Source organism: Arthrobacter sp. EPSL27, assembly GCF_001512305.1.
Lineage (GTDB): Bacteria > Actinomycetota > Actinomycetes > Actinomycetales > Micrococcaceae > Arthrobacter.
In genome coordinates, this window is sequence record NZ_LNUT01000005.1 from 109,210 (window position 1) to 126,071 (window position 16,862).

The following is a 16,862-nucleotide window of genomic DNA, read 5'->3' on the forward strand; positions in this document are numbered from 1 at the left end:
GACTGCGTGGAACAACCACCGGACATCCGGAGGTTCCGCGGGGTGTGCGGAATTGAGTCATTTAAATAGGCATGTTAGGCAATGAGGAAGCAGGAGACCAAGTGTCTGAGCAGGAGCTCGAGGTAACTGAGACTGAGCTGGATAAGAGCCAGGACGCCGCGGTGGAAGCCGGGGAAGAGTCCGAGGCTGTTGCTGCTGCGCCCGAATCCGACGTAGCTGACGAATCTGATGACGCGGTTGCCGAGCCTGTCGAGGCCGGCGCCGAGGACGCCGATGCGGCTGACGACGCCGAAGGCTCTGAGGAGTCCGGCGACGCGCTGGCCGCTGCCGCCGCCGCCGCAGCTGTCGATCCCGCTGAAGAGTTCAAGGCCAAACTGCGCCGCCAGGAGGGTGACTGGTACGTCATCCACTCCTACGCCGGCTACGAAAACCGCGTCAAGGCCAACCTTGAGACCCGCATCCAGACCCTGGACATGGAAGATTACATCTTCGAAATCCAGGTCCCCATGGAGGAAGTCGTTGAGATCAAGAACGCTCAGCGCAAGGTCATCAACCGCGTCCGCATCCCCGGCTACGTCCTGGTCCGCATGGACCTGACCGACGCGTCCTGGGGCGCCGTCCGGCACACCCCCGGCGTCACCGGCTTCGTGGGCAACGCCCACAACCCGGTCCCGCTGCGCCTGGACGAGGTCTTCTCCATGCTCGCCCCGGTCTTCGAGGAAGAGCAGGCCGAGAAGGGCAAGCCCGTCAAGCACGCTGCCGCGCAGATCGACGTCGACTTCGAGGTCGGCGAGTCCGTCATCGTCAAGGAGGGCCCCTTCGAGACCCTCCCGGCCACGATCTCCGAAATCAAGGTGGACTCCCAGACCCTCGTGGTGCTGGTCTCCATCTTCGAACGCGAGACCCCGGTCACGCTGGCGTTCAACCAGGTCAGCAAGATCTAGCAGATCCCACAGAATTCGTCCCGGCCGCCCGCTTTAGCGGCCAGGGACGGCCGGCCGCCTCGCCATGGCGGCCACCAACCTGAGGCACGCTCCTGTGTCCCAGGACATTATTGAGAGAAGGACCCTACATTGGCTCCCAAGAAGAAGGTCACCGGCCTCATCAAGCTGCAGATCCAGGCAGGTGCCGCTAACCCGGCCCCGCCGATCGGTCCTGCGCTTGGCCAGCACGGCGTCAACATCATGGAATTCTGCAAGGCGTACAACGCTGCGACGGAAGCCCAGCGCGGCAACGTTATTCCGGTTGAAATCACCGTCTACGAGGACCGCTCGTTCACGTTCATCACCAAGACCCCGCCGGCTGCAGAGCTCATCAAGAAGGCTGCAGGCGTCGCCAAGGGTTCGGCTACCCCGCACACCGTCAAGGTTGCCAAGCTGACCCAGGCCCAGGTCAACGAGATCGCCTCCACCAAGATGGAAGACCTCAACGCCACCAGCCTGGAAGGCGCCGCGAAGATCATCGCCGGCACCGCCCGCTCGATGGGTATCACCGTAGAAGGCTAAATAGCCTTCACCGCTGATACGGCGCCAGGATTCGGGAAACCGACCGCGACGCCGGACAGCACCGCCGGGCGACCGGCACCACCTAAACATAGAAATGTCGAGACTCCGGAAGCACTTCCGGAAACCCGACTTGTGGCAGGGCCCAGCGCGGTCCGCAGACCACAACTGCACAAGGAGAATAAGCAGCATGGCAAAGCGCAGCAAAGCATATGAGGCAGCCGCCGCCAAGATCGACGCGGAGAAGTTCTACGCGCCGTTCGAGGCAGTGACGCTGGCCAAGGACACCAACCCGTCCAAGTTCGACGCCACCGTTGAGGTCGCATTCCGCCTGGGCGTTGACCCGCGCAAGGCTGACCAGATGGTCCGCGGCACCGTAAACCTGCCGCACGGCACCGGTAAGGTCGCCCGCGTCCTCGTTTTCGCAACGGGCGACAAGGCTGAGGCAGCAATCGCAGCCGGCGCCGACTTCGTTGGTTCCGACGACATGATCGAAAAGATCGCTGGCGGCTGGACTGACTTCGACGCCGCCGTTGCCACCCCTGACCTCATGGGCAAGGTTGGCCGCCTCGGTAAGGTCCTGGGTCCGCGTAACCTGATGCCGAACCCGAAGACCGGCACCGTGACCGCTGACGTGGCCAAGGCCGTCAACGACATCAAGGGTGGCAAGATCGACTTCCGCGTCGACAAGCACTCGAACCTGCACTTCATCATCGGCAAGGTGTCCTTCGACGCCGTCAAGCTGGCCGAGAACTACGCAGCCGCACTGGAAGAGGTCCTTCGCCTCAAGCCGTCCGCTTCCAAGGGCCGCTACATCCAGAAGGCCACCGTTGCCACCACGTTTGGCCCGGGCATCTCGGTTGACCCCAACGTCACCAAGGTCCTGACCGAGGCCTAAGCCTCGAGCTAGCCACAGAGAAGGCCGTTCCGCTTCCGCGGGGCGGCCTTTTCTGCGTCCCGGGGCCCGGCTAGGCTGTGCCGGTGACTGCTGTGACGTACCGCATAGAACCCTTGCGCCTGCCCGCCAGCCTGGAATCAAACGACGCCGCCGACTTCCTGGAGTTCAGCGCGCTGAGCGATGCCCTGGTGATGGAAACCTGGGGGAACCTGGACCGTGCCACGCCGCCGGAGGGGCGGATCCAGTACTGGAAGGACGACGCCTACAGCCGGATGCAGTTTTTCTTCGTCCGGATCGATGGCCGCATGGTGGCCCGGTCCGTGATCCGCTTCGAGCAGCAGGAAAACCTCGGTAGCGCCACACTCCACGTGGACGTTTTGAACGCCCACACGGGCCGCGGGATCGGCCGGGCGCTGCTGTCCCATGCTGAAGCGCTGGCCGCAGCCGCCGGCCGTACCACCCTGATGACGTTCACCGAGCACCCCGCCGACTTCGACGCCGACGGCCCGGACGTCCTGAAACCGGCCACCGGAACGGGCGCTCTGCCGGCGACCGCCCGGGCGGTCCGGTTCGCCGCCGCGGCCGGCTACCGGCTGGAACAGGTGGAGCGGTTCAGTTCCCTCACCTTGCCGGCGGATCCGGCCTGGCTGGATGCCCTGGAGCAGGAGGCCCTGGCCAAGTCGCAGGACTATGAGCTGGTCTCCTGGACCGACCGCTGCCCGGACGAGCACGTGGAGCAGCTGGCCGTCCTGATGTCCCGCATGAGCACGGATGCGCCCACAGGCGCACTCAGCTACGAAGAAGAGACCTGGGATGTGGCACGCGTCCGGCACGTTGAGGACACCTGGCAGCGGGCCGGGAATGTCTCGCTCGTGACAGCGGCACGGCACCGGGCAAGCGGCGAGCTGGCGGCCTATACCGTGCTGGAACTGGCGCCCGGCAAACCGTGGCTGGCCGATCAGGACGACACCCTTGTGGCTGCCGCCCACCGCGGGCACCGGCTGGGCATGCTGGTCAAGATCGCCAACCTCCGCCGCCTGCTCGCGGAGTACCCGGCCGTTGAACGTGTTCTCACCTTCAACGCCGCGGAAAACGACCACATGCTCGCCATCAACGTCGCCCTGGGTTTCCGGCCTGCGGGGTGGGACGGTGAATGGCAGCGCGTGGTCACGCCGTAACCCATGGAACGGCGGCCCAAACCGGCATATGCTGGCGGATGAAAGCCCGGCCACTGCCGGGTTTCCGGCTCCGTGGTGGACGGCAGAACGGCTGGGGTGATGCCCTCTATGGCAAACGACGTACGGATTGAACAGCTGTGGATTCCCGATTCCCTCGACGGGAAGGACGCTGCCGACTTCGTCGCCGCCGTCGAGGTGGGGCGCAGGGTGCGCATGCAGACGTGGGGGAGTGACGATCTTGCCTACGCCCCGCAGGAGAAACTGCTGGAGATGGCCGATCCGTACGAGCGGCAGGTCATCCTCGTCGCCAAGATCGACGGTGTGATTGTCGGGACGGTGGACATTGCGCTGCCCCTCGCGGACAACCTCGACCTGGCCGAGTTCGCCCTCGACGTCCTGCCGGAGTACCAGGGCCGGGGCGTCGGCCGGCAGTTGCTCAGGGCAGCGGAGCACTTTGCCCGTGACGAGGGCCGCCACACCATCCTGATCGACACCAATCATCCCAGCGCGTCGCTCGGTGACTCCGAGGCCGGCCAGCTGGTGCCCGGCACTGGCCTCGGTTTTGTGCCGATGAACAGCCGGGAAGTGGAGTTCGCCCGCCACAGCGGCTACGCCCTGCAGCACATTGAACAGTTCAGTGCCTGCCAGCTGCCGCTCGACAGCGAGCTGGTCGAGGAACTGCAGACCGAGGCGGAAGAAGCCAACGCCGGCAGGTACCGCCTCCACCACTGGACGGACCGCTGCCCGGACCAGTGGCTGGAGGCCGTCGCCGCCCTGGAAAACAGCGCGGGCGAGGACGGTGTGCCGGGTGTCGACGACACGGTGATGGTGTTCGACGGCGGCATCCTCCGTGAGGCGGAGGACGTCGCCATCGCACAGGGGCGGCGAACGGTGGTCACCGCCGTCGAACACATTGGCAGCGGCGGACTGGTGGGCCTGACCACCATCAGCGTCCTGGCGCTGCGGCCCGACGTCGTCTTCCAGGACGACACGGTGGTCCTCCGGGAGCACCGCGGCAACAAGCTGGGACTGCTGATCAAAGTGGCCAACATGGAGCGGTTGTCCGAGCAGTTCCCCGACGCCCGGGTCCTCTACACCTGGAACACCCCGGAAAACCGGTACCTGCTCAAGGTCAACCAGCAGCTGGGATTCACCACCGCGGGCGTGACGGGGATCTGGCAGAAAGAGCTGCCGGACTTCGGGCCGAGCGTCAGCTGAACGGGGCGCCAGCCGGCCGATTTGGAGCACGCCCCGGGTCTCGCGTAAGCTGGGGGAACCAAAGACCGTCGGTTGTTGGAAATCCACTCTCCTGGGCATTGCTCACTTCTGCAGTTGTGTGCGGGGGATCCAAGTAGGTTTCCGGACGAAGGCCCCTCAACGCAGGGCGGCCGGCGCAGGTGAACGAAGCAACGCTCCACGGACTACCGTGTTGAGAAAAGCCCCGTGCATCTGCGCGGGGCGTTTTTAGTTTTAGCGATCCTGAGGGGACCCGGAACACCGGCACTATCCCCGGAAGGAGGGTTATGGCAACGCCTACCAAGGTTTCAGCAGTAGCTGAGATCACTAACGATTTCAAGGAATCGAACGCCGCTGTCCTGACCGAATACCGTGGGCTCACCGTTGCACAGCTCAAGCAGCTGCGTGTTTCTCTCGGCCAGGACACCAAGTTCGCGGTCGTCAAGAACACCCTGACCGCCATTGCAGCCAAGGAAGCCGGTGTCGAAGCATTCGACGGCCAGCTTGCCGGCCCCACTGCAATCGCGTTCATCAAGGGTGACGCTGTTGCAGCTGCCAAGAGCCTGACGGATTTTGCCAAGGCTAACAAGCAGCTGGTCATCAAGACCGGTTACTTCGAAGGCAAGGCACTGAACGCCAGCGAAGTTGCTGCCCTCGCAGCACTCGAGTCCCGCGAGCTGCAGCTCGCCAAGGTTGCAGGTGTCCTCAAGGCTCCTGCTGCCGCTGCTGCACGCATCATCGACGCCCTGCGCCTCAAGCTTGAAGAAGAGAACGGTGCACCGGCAGCTGCCGAAGCGCCCGCCGCTGAAGAAGCTCCGGCCGCAGAAGCAGCAGAGACCGAAGCTCCGGCCGAAGCCGCAGCCACCGAAGAGAACTAACTTCTCTTTCACACCAGACTCCGGTGCGAAGGCAACGGCTGCGGCCGCCAAGCACCACCTATAGGAAGGACGCCACACCATGGCGAAGCTCAGCAACGAAGAGCTCATTGAAGCTTTCAAGGAACTGACCATCATCGAGCTCTCCGAGTTCGTCAAGCTCTTCGAAGAGACCTTCGAAGTTACCGCAGCTGCTGTTGCCGTTGCCGGCCCCGCCGGTGGCGGAGCTGCTGAAGAGGCCGAAGAGAAGACCGACTTCGACGTCGTCCTCGAAGCCGCTGGCGACAAGAAGATCGCAGTGATCAAGGAAGTTCGCGCCATCACCTCCCTGGGCCTCAAGGAAGCCAAGGACCTGGTTGACAGCGCACCGAAGGCCGTCCTCGAAGGCGCCACCAAGGAAGCTGCCGAGAAGGCCAAGGAGCAGCTCGAGGCTGCCGGCGCCACCGTTACCCTCAAGTAACGCTCGCAGTTCCGGAAGGCACTCCGCCTTTCACTCAGGAAACCCCGTCCACTCCGGTGGGCGGGGTTTCCTGCATTTGGAGGCAACGCATCTGTTAACCCGGGGGAGTTAACCCGGGCGGGCCACATCAGGGCTGCGGCCTCAGTTGGGTTTGGATTAGTTGGGTTCGGAGATATCCGCGACGACGGCGCCGAGGGCGGCGGTCAGGGCATCGGCGTCGACGAAGGCGCTGTAGCCGTGGGCTCCGGCGCCCATCGAGATCCGGCGGCCGGTAATGGTCCGGTCCGCGTACACGGGCCACGCCACGGTGCTTCCCAGCGGGGTAATGGTGCCGCGCTCGTAGCCCGTGGCGTCCAGGGCCACCTCCGCGGTGGGAAGGGAGAGCTTGTTGACGCCCACCAGGGCGCGGAGCTTGGGCCAGGAGATCTGCCGGTCACCCGGGATCAGGGCGAAGAGGAAGCTGCCGTCCTTGTGCTTGACGACGAGCGACTTCACGATGTCCCCGGGCTGGATCCCGAGGATCTGGGCGGCTTCCTCGAGGCTGTTCGCGGCCAGCCGCTCCACGAGGTGGACGCTGAGGCCCCGCGCGGCGGCGTCGGCCAGGAATCGGTCCCGGCCGGCGCCGCCTGCGGCCCCGGCGGTGGCGCCGGCGCTCTTAGTCATTGCGGGTTCCGTCCCGGCGCTCAGTCGCGGAAGAGCAGGAGCGCTTCGCCCTGGCCGCCGCCGCCGCACAGGGAGACCGCGGCTTTGCCGCTGCCGCGCCGCTTCAGCTCATGCGCCGCATGCAGGGCCAGCCGGGCACCGGACGCGCCGATCGGGTGGCCCAGGGCGATCGCTCCGCCGTGGATGTTGCACTGCTCCAGCGGGTAGCCGAGGTCCTTGAGTGACTGCACCGCCACGGACCCGAAGGCCTCGTTGATCTCAATGAAGTCCAGGTCGGCGGCGGACCAGCCGGCCTTGTCCAGGGCGCTCTTGATCGCGTTGGACGGCTGGGAGTGCAGCGAGTTGTCCGGGCCCGCCACCTGCCCCGGCTTGCCGACGACGGCGAGGTACTCGAGGCCGTTGTCCTCGGCGAACTTCCGCGAGGAGAGCACCAGGGCGGAGGCGCCGTCGGACAGGGGAGAGGAGTTCCCGGCCGTGATGGTGCCGTCCGTGACGAACGCCGCCCGCAGGCCCGCGAGCGAGCTGGTGGTGGTGTCGGGCCGGATGCCCTCGTCTGCGGTCAGGACGATGGGATCGCCCTTGCGCTGCTTGACGCTGAGGGGGGCGATTTCGCCGTCGAACACACCGTCCTTGGCGGCCCGCGCGGCCCGCTGGTGTGAGGCTGCCGCCACCTCGTCCTGGGAGGTGCGGTCGATGCCCAGGGTGAGGTTCTTGGTCTCGGTGGACAGGCCCATGGACTGCCCGTCGAAGGCGTCGGTCAGCCCGTCGTGGGCGGCGGCGTCGAGCGCCTGGACCGAACCGTACGTCCAGCCCTGCCGGGAACCGGGCAGGAGGTGCGGGGCGCGGGTCATGGACTCCTGGCCGCCGGCGACGACGACAGTCGCGTCGCCGCTGCGGATCATGCGGGCGGCGTCGATCACCGCGGTCAGGCCGGAGAGGCAGACCTTGTTGATGGTCACCGTGGGAACGTTCCAGCCGATGCCGGCGCCGATCGCGCTCTGGCGGGCGGGGTTCTGGCCGGCCCCGGCCTGCAGGACCTGGCCCATAACGACCGAGTCCACCTGATCGGCCTTTACGCCGCTGGCGGCCAGGGCTGCCCGGATGGCGTGGGCGCCAAGCTCCACGGCGGTGAAGCTGGCGAGCTGGCCGTTGAGCCGGCCCTGGGGGGTGCGGGCGGCGGCGAGGATGACAACATCATTGTTGTCCGCAGAGTTGGTCATGGTTTGTCTCTTCCGATCTTGGACGATATACAGCAAGGTTATCGTGACCCCCGTCACGGAGCCATTTGAGGCTGGCTGGGGGAGGGGCAGTCGCAGCAGGGGCAGGACCCACGCGCGGTATACCCCAGCTGTGTACACCAGTGACCCAAGCCGGGCGGGTCGGGTGCTTGCAATCCCGCCCGAAGTGGGGTAGACAAGTAGGTTGCTTTGCCGTATCGTAGATATTTGCGTCTTCCCTGTTTACCTTCAGCCTTCATATAGCGGTGGGCTTAGCCTGGCTGCTGCGCCATCAATGTGCCGTCTACAACGTGCACCAGAATGGCCAGCGCGGGTCCCGGGTCATATAGCGGAACCGGACTGGTAGCACTGCGGAGTCACTCCGCAGGGTACATAACGGGGGAGATCTGAAAACGCCTGAAGGTCTGTGGAAGGATCCCTCTTGGTCGCCTCGAGCACCTCTAATGTAAACAACGCTACCGCTATCAATGCCGACAGCACCGACGGTGCAACCCGCCGGCTCTCATTCGCAAAGATTCACGAACCGCTGGACGTTCCGAATCTGCTTGCCCTGCAGACCGACAGCTTTGACTGGCTGGTCGGCAACGAACGCTGGCAGGCACGCGTAGCCAAGGCCGTCGAAGAAGGCGACCTCAGCGTCGCCACCTCGTCGGGTCTGTCCGACATCTTCGAAGAGATCTCCCCGATCGAAGACTTCCAGGGCACCATGTCCCTGAGCTTCTCCGAGCCGGAGTTCGCTGACCCGAAGTACACCATGGCCGAGTGCAAGGACCGGGACGCTACGTACTCGGCACCGCTGTACGTCAAGGCCGAATTCATGAACAACAACACGGGCGAAATCAAGCAGCAGACCGTGTTCATGGGTGACTTCCCGCTGATGACCGAGAAGGGCACCTTCGTCGTCAACGGCACCGAGCGTGTTGTTGTCTCGCAGCTGGTCCGCTCCCCGGGCGCCTACTTTGAGCGCACCGCCGACAAGACCAGCGACAAGGACATCTTCACCGCGAAGATCATCCCGTCCCGCGGCGCCTGGTTCGAACTCGAAATCGACAAGCGCGACCAGGTCGGCGTCCGCCTCGACCGCAAGCGCAAGCAGTCCGTCACGGTGCTGCTGAAGGCCCTCGGCTGGACCGAAGGCCAGATCCTCGAAGAATTCGGCCAGTACGACTCCATGCGCGCAACGCTGGAGAAGGACGCCACCGAAACCCGCGAGGATGCCTTGCTGGACATCTACCGGAAGCTGCGACCGGGCGAGCCGCCCACGGTCGAGGCTGCCCAGTCCCTGCTGGACAACCTGTACTTCAACTCCAAGCGCTACGATCTGGCCAAGGTTGGCCGCTACAAGATCAACCGCAAGCTTGGCATCGACCGCTCCCTTGGCGACAAGGAAGCTTCCGTCCTGCACGTTGAAGACATCGTCGCCATGATCAAGTTCCTGGTTGCCCTGCACGCCGGTGAGAAGACCCTCATGGGCAAGCGTGACGGCCAGGACCACGAACTGCGCGTTGAGATCGATGACATCGACCACTTCGGCAACCGTCGCATCCGCGCCGTCGGCGAGCTCATCGAGAACCAGGTCCGCACCGGCCTGTCCCGTATGGAGCGCGTTGTCCGCGAGCGGATGACCACGCAGGACGTCGAGGCCATCACGCCCCAGACCCTGATCAACATCCGTCCCGTCGTGGCAGCTATCAAGGAATTCTTCGGAACCTCCCAGCTGTCCCAGTTCATGGACCAGAACAACCCGCTCTCGGGCCTCACCCACAAGCGCCGCCTGTCGGCCCTTGGCCCGGGTGGTCTGTCCCGTGACCGTGCCGGCATGGAAGTCCGTGACGTCCACCCGTCGCACTACGGACGTATGTGCCCCATCGAAACCCCTGAAGGCCCGAACATTGGTCTGATCGGTTCGCTGGCTTCCTACGGACGCATCAACCCGTTCGGCTTCATCGAGACCCCGTACCGCCTGGTGAAGGACGGCGTCGTTTCCGACGACGTCCAGTACCTCACGGCCGACGACGAGGCCGAGGTCCTGATTGCACAGGCCAACGCCCCGCTCGATGAGAACAAGAAGTTCGCTGAAGAGACCGTTCTGGTCCGTGCCCGCGGTGGTGGAGGCGAGCCTGTACTGGTTCCCGCCGCCGACGTCGAGTTCATGGACGTTTCCCCGCGCCAGATGGTGTCCGTGGCTACCGCCCTGATCCCGTTCCTCGAGCATGACGATGCAAACCGCGCACTCATGGGTGCCAACATGCAGCGCCAGGCCGTGCCGCTGGTCCGTTCCGAGGCGCCGTTCGTCGGCACCGGCATGGAACGCGCCGCAGCCGTCGACGCCGGTGACGTTGTCATCGCGAAGAAGGCCGGTGTGGTCACCGAGGTCTCCGCTGAGCTGGTCATCATGCTCAACGACGACGGTACGGAAACCAACTACCGCATCAACAAGTTCGCCCGTTCCAACCAGGGCAACTGCTACAACCACCGCGTTCTGGTGAGCGAAGGCCAGCGCCTGGAAGTCGGCGGCATCATCGCCGACGGCCCGGCAACGGACCAGGGCGAACTGGCCCTCGGCAAGAACCTCCTCGTGGCATTCATGTCCTGGGAAGGCCACAACTTCGAGGACGCCATCATCCTGTCGCAGCGCATCGTCGCTGAGGACGTTCTTTCCTCCATCCACATCGAGGAGCACGAGATCGATGCCCGCGACACCAAGCTTGGTGCCGAGGAAATCACCCGTGACATCCCCAACGTGTCCGAGGAAGTCCTGGCGGGCCTGGACGAGCGCGGCATCATCCACATCGGTGCCGAGGTTGAAGCCGGCGACATCCTGGTCGGAAAGGTCACTCCCAAGGGCGAGACCGAGCTGACCCCGGAAGAGCGCCTGCTGCGCGCCATCTTCGGTGAGAAGTCCCGCGAAGTGCGCGACACCTCCCTGAAGGTTCCGCACGGCGAGTCCGGCACCGTCATCGGCGTCCGCGTCTTCGACCGCGACAACGACGACGAGCTGCCCCCGGGCGTCAACCAGCTGGTCCGCGTCTACGTCGCTGCCAAGCGCAAGATCACCGACGGTGACAAGCTCGCCGGCCGCCACGGCAACAAGGGCGTTATCTCCAAGATCCTTCCGGTCGAGGACATGCCCTTCCTTGCCGATGGCACCCCCGTCGACATCGTCCTGAACCCGCTGGGTGTTCCGGGCCGTATGAACGTCGGCCAGGTGCTGGAAACGCACCTTGGCTGGGTTGCCAAGACCGGCTGGAAGATCGAGGGCGAGCCCGAGTGGGTCAAGCAGCTGCCGAACCTGCCGCGCGAGAGTGGCCAGACCACTGTTGCAACGCCGGTCTTCGACGGTGCGCGCGAAGAGGAGATCACCGGTCTCCTCGACTCCACCAACGTCACCCGCGACGGCGACCGCCTGATCAACTCCTCGGGCAAGACCCGCCTGTTCGACGGCCGCTCCGGCGAGCCGTTCCCGGATCCGATCTCGGTCGGCTACATGTACATCCTGAAGCTCCACCACCTGGTGGACGACAAGATCCACGCGCGCTCCACCGGCCCGTACTCCATGATCACGCAGCAGCCGCTGGGTGGTAAGGCACAGTTCGGTGGCCAGCGCTTCGGTGAAATGGAAGTGTGGGCGCTCGAAGCTTACGGCGCCGCCTACACGCTCCAGGAGCTCCTCACGATCAAGTCCGATGACATCCACGGTCGTGTGAAGGTCTACGAAGCCATCGTCAAGGGCGAGAACATCCCGGAGCCGGGCGTTCCTGAGTCCTTCAAGGTCTTGATCAAGGAAATGCAGTCGCTGTGCCTGAACGTGGAAGTTCTTTCCACGGACGGAACCACAATTGAAATGCGTGACTCTGATGACGCAGTCTTCACGGCTGCGGAAGAACTGGGCATCGATCTGTCTCGTGCAGAGCCCAGTTCCGTAGAAGAGGTCTAAGAGGTAAGCGTCCGGGGGAAAAGCAAAGCGGCCCCGCCGCGCTGCTTTCCCCCGGCGCTACCTCCCTCTTCCCGTAACCCAAGACTTCAGAATTTAGAGAACAAGAGAGAACAGGGACCCTATGTCCAGCGAATCCTCCTTCGGCCTCATGCAGATCGGCCTCGCCACCGCGGAAGACATCCGTGGCTGGTCTTACGGCGAGGTTAAGAAGCCGGAAACCATCAACTACCGCACGCTCAAGCCCGAGAAGGACGGCCTCTTCTGCGAGAAGATCTTCGGCCCGTCCCGCGACTGGGAATGCTACTGCGGCAAGTACAAGCGCGTGCGCTTCAAGGGCATCATCTGCGAGCGGTGTGGCGTTGAGGTCACCCGCGCAAAGGTCCGCCGTGAGCGCATGGGCCACATCGAGCTGGCCGCCCCGGTCACGCACATCTGGTACTTCAAGGGTGTTCCGTCCCGCCTGGGCTACCTCCTTGACCTGGCGCCGAAGGACCTCGAAAAGGTCATCTACTTCGCCGCCTACATGATCACCAGCGTCGACGCCGACAGCCGCCACGAAGAACTGCCCAACCTCCAGGTTGAGCACGACATCGAGAAGAAGCAGCTGATCGACAACCGCGACTCGGACATCGCCACGATCGCCCGCGATCTTGAGAACGAGCTCGCCCGTCTCGAAGGCGAAGGCGCGAAGGCCGCGGACAAGAAGAAGGCCCGCGACTCCGCCGACCGCCAGATGGCCAACGTCCGCAAGCGCGCGGACGCCGACATCGAGCGCCTCGAGCAGGTCTGGGACCGCTTCAAGAACCTCAAGGTCGCCGACCTTGAAGGTGACGAGGGCCTGTACCGCGAACTGCGCGACCGCTACGGCATGTACTTCGAAGGCTCCATGGGTGCCGAAGCCATCAAGAAGCGCCTTGAGAGCTTCGACATGCAGGCCGAGTCGGACATGCTCCGCGACATCATTGCCAACGGCAAGGGCCAGCGCAAGACCCGCGCCCTGAAGCGGCTCAAGGTGGTCAACGCGTTCCTGACCACCAACAACAGCCCGCTCGGCATGGTTCTCGACGCCGTCCCGGTGATCCCGCCGGAACTGCGCCCCATGGTCCAGCTGGACGGTGGCCGCTTCGCGACCTCCGACCTCAACGACCTGTACCGCCGTGTGATCAACCGCAACAACCGCCTCAAGCGCCTGCTTGATCTCGGTGCCCCGGAGATCATCGTCAACAACGAGAAGCGCATGCTTCAGGAAGCTGTTGACAGCCTCTTCGACAACGGCCGCCGCGGCCGTCCGGTCACCGGACCGGGCAACCGTCCGCTGAAGTCCCTGAGCGACATGCTCAAGGGCAAGCAGGGCCGTTTCCGCCAGAACCTCCTCGGCAAGCGCGTCGACTACTCCGGCCGTTCGGTCATCGTCGTCGGCCCGCAGCTGAAGCTGCACCAGTGTGGCCTGCCGAAGCAGATGGCTCTGGAGCTCTTCAAGCCGTTCGTGATGAAGCGCCTGGTTGACCTCAACCACGCGCAGAACATCAAGTCGGCCAAGCGCATGGTGGAGCGGTACCGCCCGCAGGTCTGGGACGTCCTCGAAGAGATCATCACCGAGCACCCCGTGCTGCTGAACCGTGCACCTACCCTGCACCGTCTCGGTATCCAGGCGTTCGAGCCGCAGCTGGTTGAAGGCAAGGCAATCCAGCTTCACCCGCTGGTTTGTGGCGCGTTCAACGCTGACTTCGACGGCGACCAGATGGCAGTGCACCTGCCGCTGAGCCCCGAAGCCCAGGCTGAGGCCCGCATCCTGATGCTGTCCTCGAACAACATCCTGAAGCCGTCTGACGGCCGCCCGGTGACGCTGCCTTCGCAGGATATGATCATCGGCCTCTACCACCTGACCACCAAGCGTGTCGGTTCAGCTGGCGAGGGCCGGATCTTCTCCTCCGTCTCGGAAGCCATCATGGCGTTCGACCTGCACGAGCTGCACCTGAACTCCCAGATCAAGATCCGGCTGGAGGGCTTTGTGCCCTACGCCGGCTGGGAAGCTCCGGAAGGCTGGGAGCCGGGTCAGACCGCACTGGTCGAGACCTCCCTCGGACAGGTCATCTTCAACCAGACGCTGCCCGCGGACTACCCGTGGGTTGAGGCTGTGGCCGACAAGGGCGAGCTGTCCCGGATCGTCAACGACCTCGCCGAGCGCTACCCGAAGGTGGTCACGGCGGCGACGCTGGACAACCTGAAGGATGCCGGTTTCTACTGGGCAACCCGCTCGGGCGTCACGGTCGCCATCTCCGACATCGAGGTCCCGGCCTCCAAGCCGGAGCTCCTCGCCGGTTACGAGACCATGGCCGCGAAGATCCAGGGCCAGTACGACAAGGGCCTGATCGACGACGACGAGCGTCGCCAGGAACTGATCGAGATCTGGAACAAGGCAACCAACGAAATCGCCCAGGCGATGCGTGACAGCCTGTCGCCGATGAACACCATCAACCGCATGGTGTCCTCCGGTGCCCGTGGTAACTGGATGCAGGTCCGCCAGATCGCCGGTATCCGTGGCCTGGTGGCCAACCCGAAGGGCGAGATCATCCCGCGTCCGATCAAGTCCTCCTACCGCGAGGGCCTGTCGGTGCTGGAATACTTCATCGCCACGCACGGTGCCCGTAAGGGCCTGGCCGATACCGCACTGCGTACCGCCAACTCGGGTTACCTGACCCGTCGTCTGGTGGACGTCTCGCAGGACGTCATCGTCCGTGAAGAGGACTGCGGCACCGAACGCGGCCTCGTCACCCCGATCGCCGTGGCTGACGCCAACGGCGAGCTGGTCCTGGACGAGAACGTCGAGAACAGCGCGTACGCCCGTACCCTGGCCGTGGATGTCACCGACTCCAAGGGCAAGGTCCTCGCGGCCGCCGGCACCGACTGCGGCGACGTCGTCATTGCCGAACTGTTCGCAGCCGGCATCACCGAAGTCAAGGTCCGCTCTGTCCTCACCTGTGAGTCCAGCGTCGGCACCTGCGCCCTGTGCTACGGCCGTTCGCTGGCCACCGGCAAGACCGTGGACATCGGCGAGGCCGTGGGCATCATCGCCGCACAGTCTATCGGTGAGCCGGGTACCCAGCTGACCATGCGTACGTTCCACACCGGTGGTGCAGTTTCCGCCGGCGGCGGCGACGACATCACCCAGGGTCTGCCCCGTATCCAGGAGCTCTTCGAAGCCCGTACTCCGAAGGGTGTCGCGCCGATTGCTGAAGCAGCCGGCCGCATCACCATCGAAGAGTCCGAGCGCCAGATGCGCCTGGTCATCACCCCGGATGACGGATCCGAAGAGATCGCCTACCCGGTGCTGCGCCGTTCACGTCTTCTCATCGAAGACGGCCAGCACGTCAGCGTCGGCCAGAAGCTCATCAACGGTCCGGTCGACCCCAAGCAGGTTCTGCGCATCATGGGCCCCCGTGCCGCGCAGAAGTTCCTGGTGGACGAAGTCCAGGGCGTGTACCGCAGCCAGGGCATCGGTATCCACGACAAGCACGTCGAGGTTATCGTCCGCCAGATGCTGCGCCGCGTCACGGTCATCGAGTCCGGTGAATCGGATCTGCTGCCCGGCGAGCTCGCCGAGCGCAGCCGTTTCGAGGATGCCAACCGCCGTGTAGTCTCCGAGGGCAAGACGCCGGCTTCCGGCCGTCCCGAGCTCATGGGTATCACGAAGGCGTCCCTGGCGACCGAGTCCTGGCTGTCCGCAGCTTCCTTCCAGGAGACCACCCGCGTCCTGACGCAGGCGGCCATGGAAGGCAAGAGCGATCCGCTGCTCGGCCTCAAGGAAAACGTCATCATCGGTAAGCTCATCCCGGCCGGCACGGGTCTCCCGCGCTACACCGAGGTCACGGTGGAACCGACTGAAGAAGCGAAGGCCAACCTGTTCACCGGCCCCAGCGCGTTCAGCGACTTCTCCTACGATTCCCTGGGCGGCGACGGAGCTCCTGAGTTCCACGCCATCCCGCTGGATGACTACGACCTGGGCAGCGACTTCCGCTAACGGAGAGCTGTTCCAAGGACGGCCCCGCACCGCACGGTGCGGGGCCGTCCCCGTTTAACCCATCGACTGCGCCCTTTTGGGCCATCAAAGGGCATCTTTGGGCCGGTGGGGAACAGTCGACGGGGGAGGGCGTCCCCGGGTTTCCGCGCCGATTAAGGGCTGGGACCCGTCCGTGTTAGACTTGAGACTAATTGTTATTGTGGCAGTGGATGAGTGCGCCGGTGAGTTGGACAGCCCTAGGGCTGGAAGGCTTGACCAGGACGACGTTTCCGGTTTGCAGGGTTCTTGTGCAACGTATGCCACATTTTCGCATGCCTAGGGGCAGTTCCGGATGAAAGTCTGTGGATCCCGGCGTGCGGTCCGACTATTAAGGCTTCGCCTCAGCTGCTCTGGAGAGAACTTCAAAGCTCGAGCGGCGGGGCGCAGCGACAAGAGAGCGGCCGCCAACGGCCGCTCCGGATAAAACGGAGAACACGAGAGTGCCTACGATTAACCAGCTGGTCCGCAAGGGCCGCACGCCTAAGGTCAAGAAGACCAAGGCTCCCGCGCTTAACGGCAGCCCGATGCGCCGCGGTGTTTGCACCCGCGTCTACACCACCACCCCGAAGAAGCCGAACTCGGCTCTGCGTAAGGTGGCCCGTGTGCGCCTCAACGGCGGCATTGAAGTCACCGCTTACATCCCCGGTGTAGGCCACAACCTGCAGGAGCACTCCATTGTGCTCGTCCGTGGCGGCCGTGTTAAGGACCTCCCGGGTGTCCGTTACAAGATCGTCCGTGGCGCCCTTGATACCCAGGGTGTGAAGAACCGTAAGCAGGCACGCAGCCGCTACGGCGCAAAGATGGAGAAGAAGTAA

12 protein-coding genes are annotated in these 16,862 nt (G+C 64.5%); 10 read left to right on the top strand and 2 right to left on the bottom strand.

Features of this window, described 5'->3' with window-relative positions; all coding sequences use genetic code 11:
* Window positions 1-101 precede the first annotated feature (101 nt).
* From nusG to rplL, 7 genes are all read left to right on the top strand, one after another.
* Window positions 102-944, top strand: coding sequence for a transcription termination/antitermination protein NusG (gene nusG / locus AR539_RS11425; RefSeq protein WP_066436810.1), 843 nt, complete (start codon window positions 102-104; stop codon window positions 942-944).
* Window positions 945-1,073: 129 nt separating this feature from the next.
* Complete coding sequence (gene rplK, locus AR539_RS11430; RefSeq protein ID WP_003803853.1) at window positions 1,074-1,505, top strand: 50S ribosomal protein L11; 432 nt, start codon at window positions 1,074-1,076, stop codon at window positions 1,503-1,505.
* Between the two features lie 187 nt (window positions 1,506-1,692).
* Window positions 1,693-2,400, top strand: a complete 708-nt coding sequence (gene rplA / locus AR539_RS11435; RefSeq protein WP_066436814.1) for a 50S ribosomal protein L1 — start codon at window positions 1,693-1,695, stop codon at window positions 2,398-2,400.
* A gap of 83 nt (window positions 2,401-2,483) precedes the next feature.
* A complete protein-coding gene (locus AR539_RS11440) occupies window positions 2,484-3,578 on the top strand; it encodes a GNAT family N-acetyltransferase (RefSeq protein ID WP_066436815.1) in 1,095 nt (364 codons plus the stop codon).
* 108 nt (window positions 3,579-3,686) lie between these two features.
* The gene (locus AR539_RS11445; protein ID WP_066436817.1) at window positions 3,687-4,796 is read left to right on the top strand and encodes a GNAT family N-acetyltransferase; all 1,110 of its coding nucleotides are present in this window, start codon (window positions 3,687-3,689) and stop codon (window positions 4,794-4,796) included.
* Window positions 4,797-5,101: 305 nt separating this feature from the next.
* A complete protein-coding gene (rplJ, locus tag AR539_RS11450; protein ID WP_066436820.1) occupies window positions 5,102-5,692 on the top strand; it encodes a 50S ribosomal protein L10 in 591 nt (196 codons plus the stop codon).
* A gap of 79 nt (window positions 5,693-5,771) precedes the next feature.
* Window positions 5,772-6,149, top strand: a complete 378-nt coding sequence (rplL, locus tag AR539_RS11455) for a 50S ribosomal protein L7/L12 (protein WP_066436823.1) — start codon at window positions 5,772-5,774, stop codon at window positions 6,147-6,149.
* A 156-nt stretch (window positions 6,150-6,305) separates the two neighbouring features.
* Here the strand turns inward: rplL and AR539_RS11460 are convergent, their stop codons facing one another.
* Together AR539_RS11460 and AR539_RS11465 are read right to left on the bottom strand one after the other, a co-directional pair.
* The gene (locus AR539_RS11460; protein WP_066436830.1) at window positions 6,306-6,812 is read right to left on the bottom strand and encodes an aminoacyl-tRNA deacylase; all 507 of its coding nucleotides are present in this window, start codon (window positions 6,810-6,812) and stop codon (window positions 6,306-6,308) included.
* 20 nt (window positions 6,813-6,832) lie between these two features.
* Complete coding sequence (locus AR539_RS11465; RefSeq protein WP_066436832.1) at window positions 6,833-8,032, bottom strand: acetyl-CoA C-acetyltransferase; 1,200 nt, start codon at window positions 8,030-8,032, stop codon at window positions 6,833-6,835.
* 439 nt (window positions 8,033-8,471) lie between these two features.
* On the opposite strand from AR539_RS11465, the gene rpoB reads away from it, so the two are divergent.
* The 3 genes from rpoB (at window position 8,472) to rpsL (ending at window position 16,862) form a co-directional block, all read left to right on the top strand.
* Entirely contained in the window at window positions 8,472-11,987 is a 3,516-nt protein-coding gene (gene rpoB, locus AR539_RS11470; protein WP_066436834.1) for a DNA-directed RNA polymerase subunit beta, read from the top strand.
* Window positions 11,988-12,108: 121 nt separating this feature from the next.
* Window positions 12,109-16,008 carry a DNA-directed RNA polymerase subunit beta' gene (locus AR539_RS11475; protein ID WP_066436836.1) on the top strand — a complete coding sequence of 1,300 codons (3,900 nt, stop codon included), beginning with the start codon at window positions 12,109-12,111 and terminating at the stop codon, window positions 16,006-16,008.
* A gap of 479 nt (window positions 16,009-16,487) precedes the next feature.
* A complete protein-coding gene (rpsL, locus tag AR539_RS11480; protein ID WP_018773658.1) occupies window positions 16,488-16,862 on the top strand; it encodes a 30S ribosomal protein S12 in 375 nt (124 codons plus the stop codon).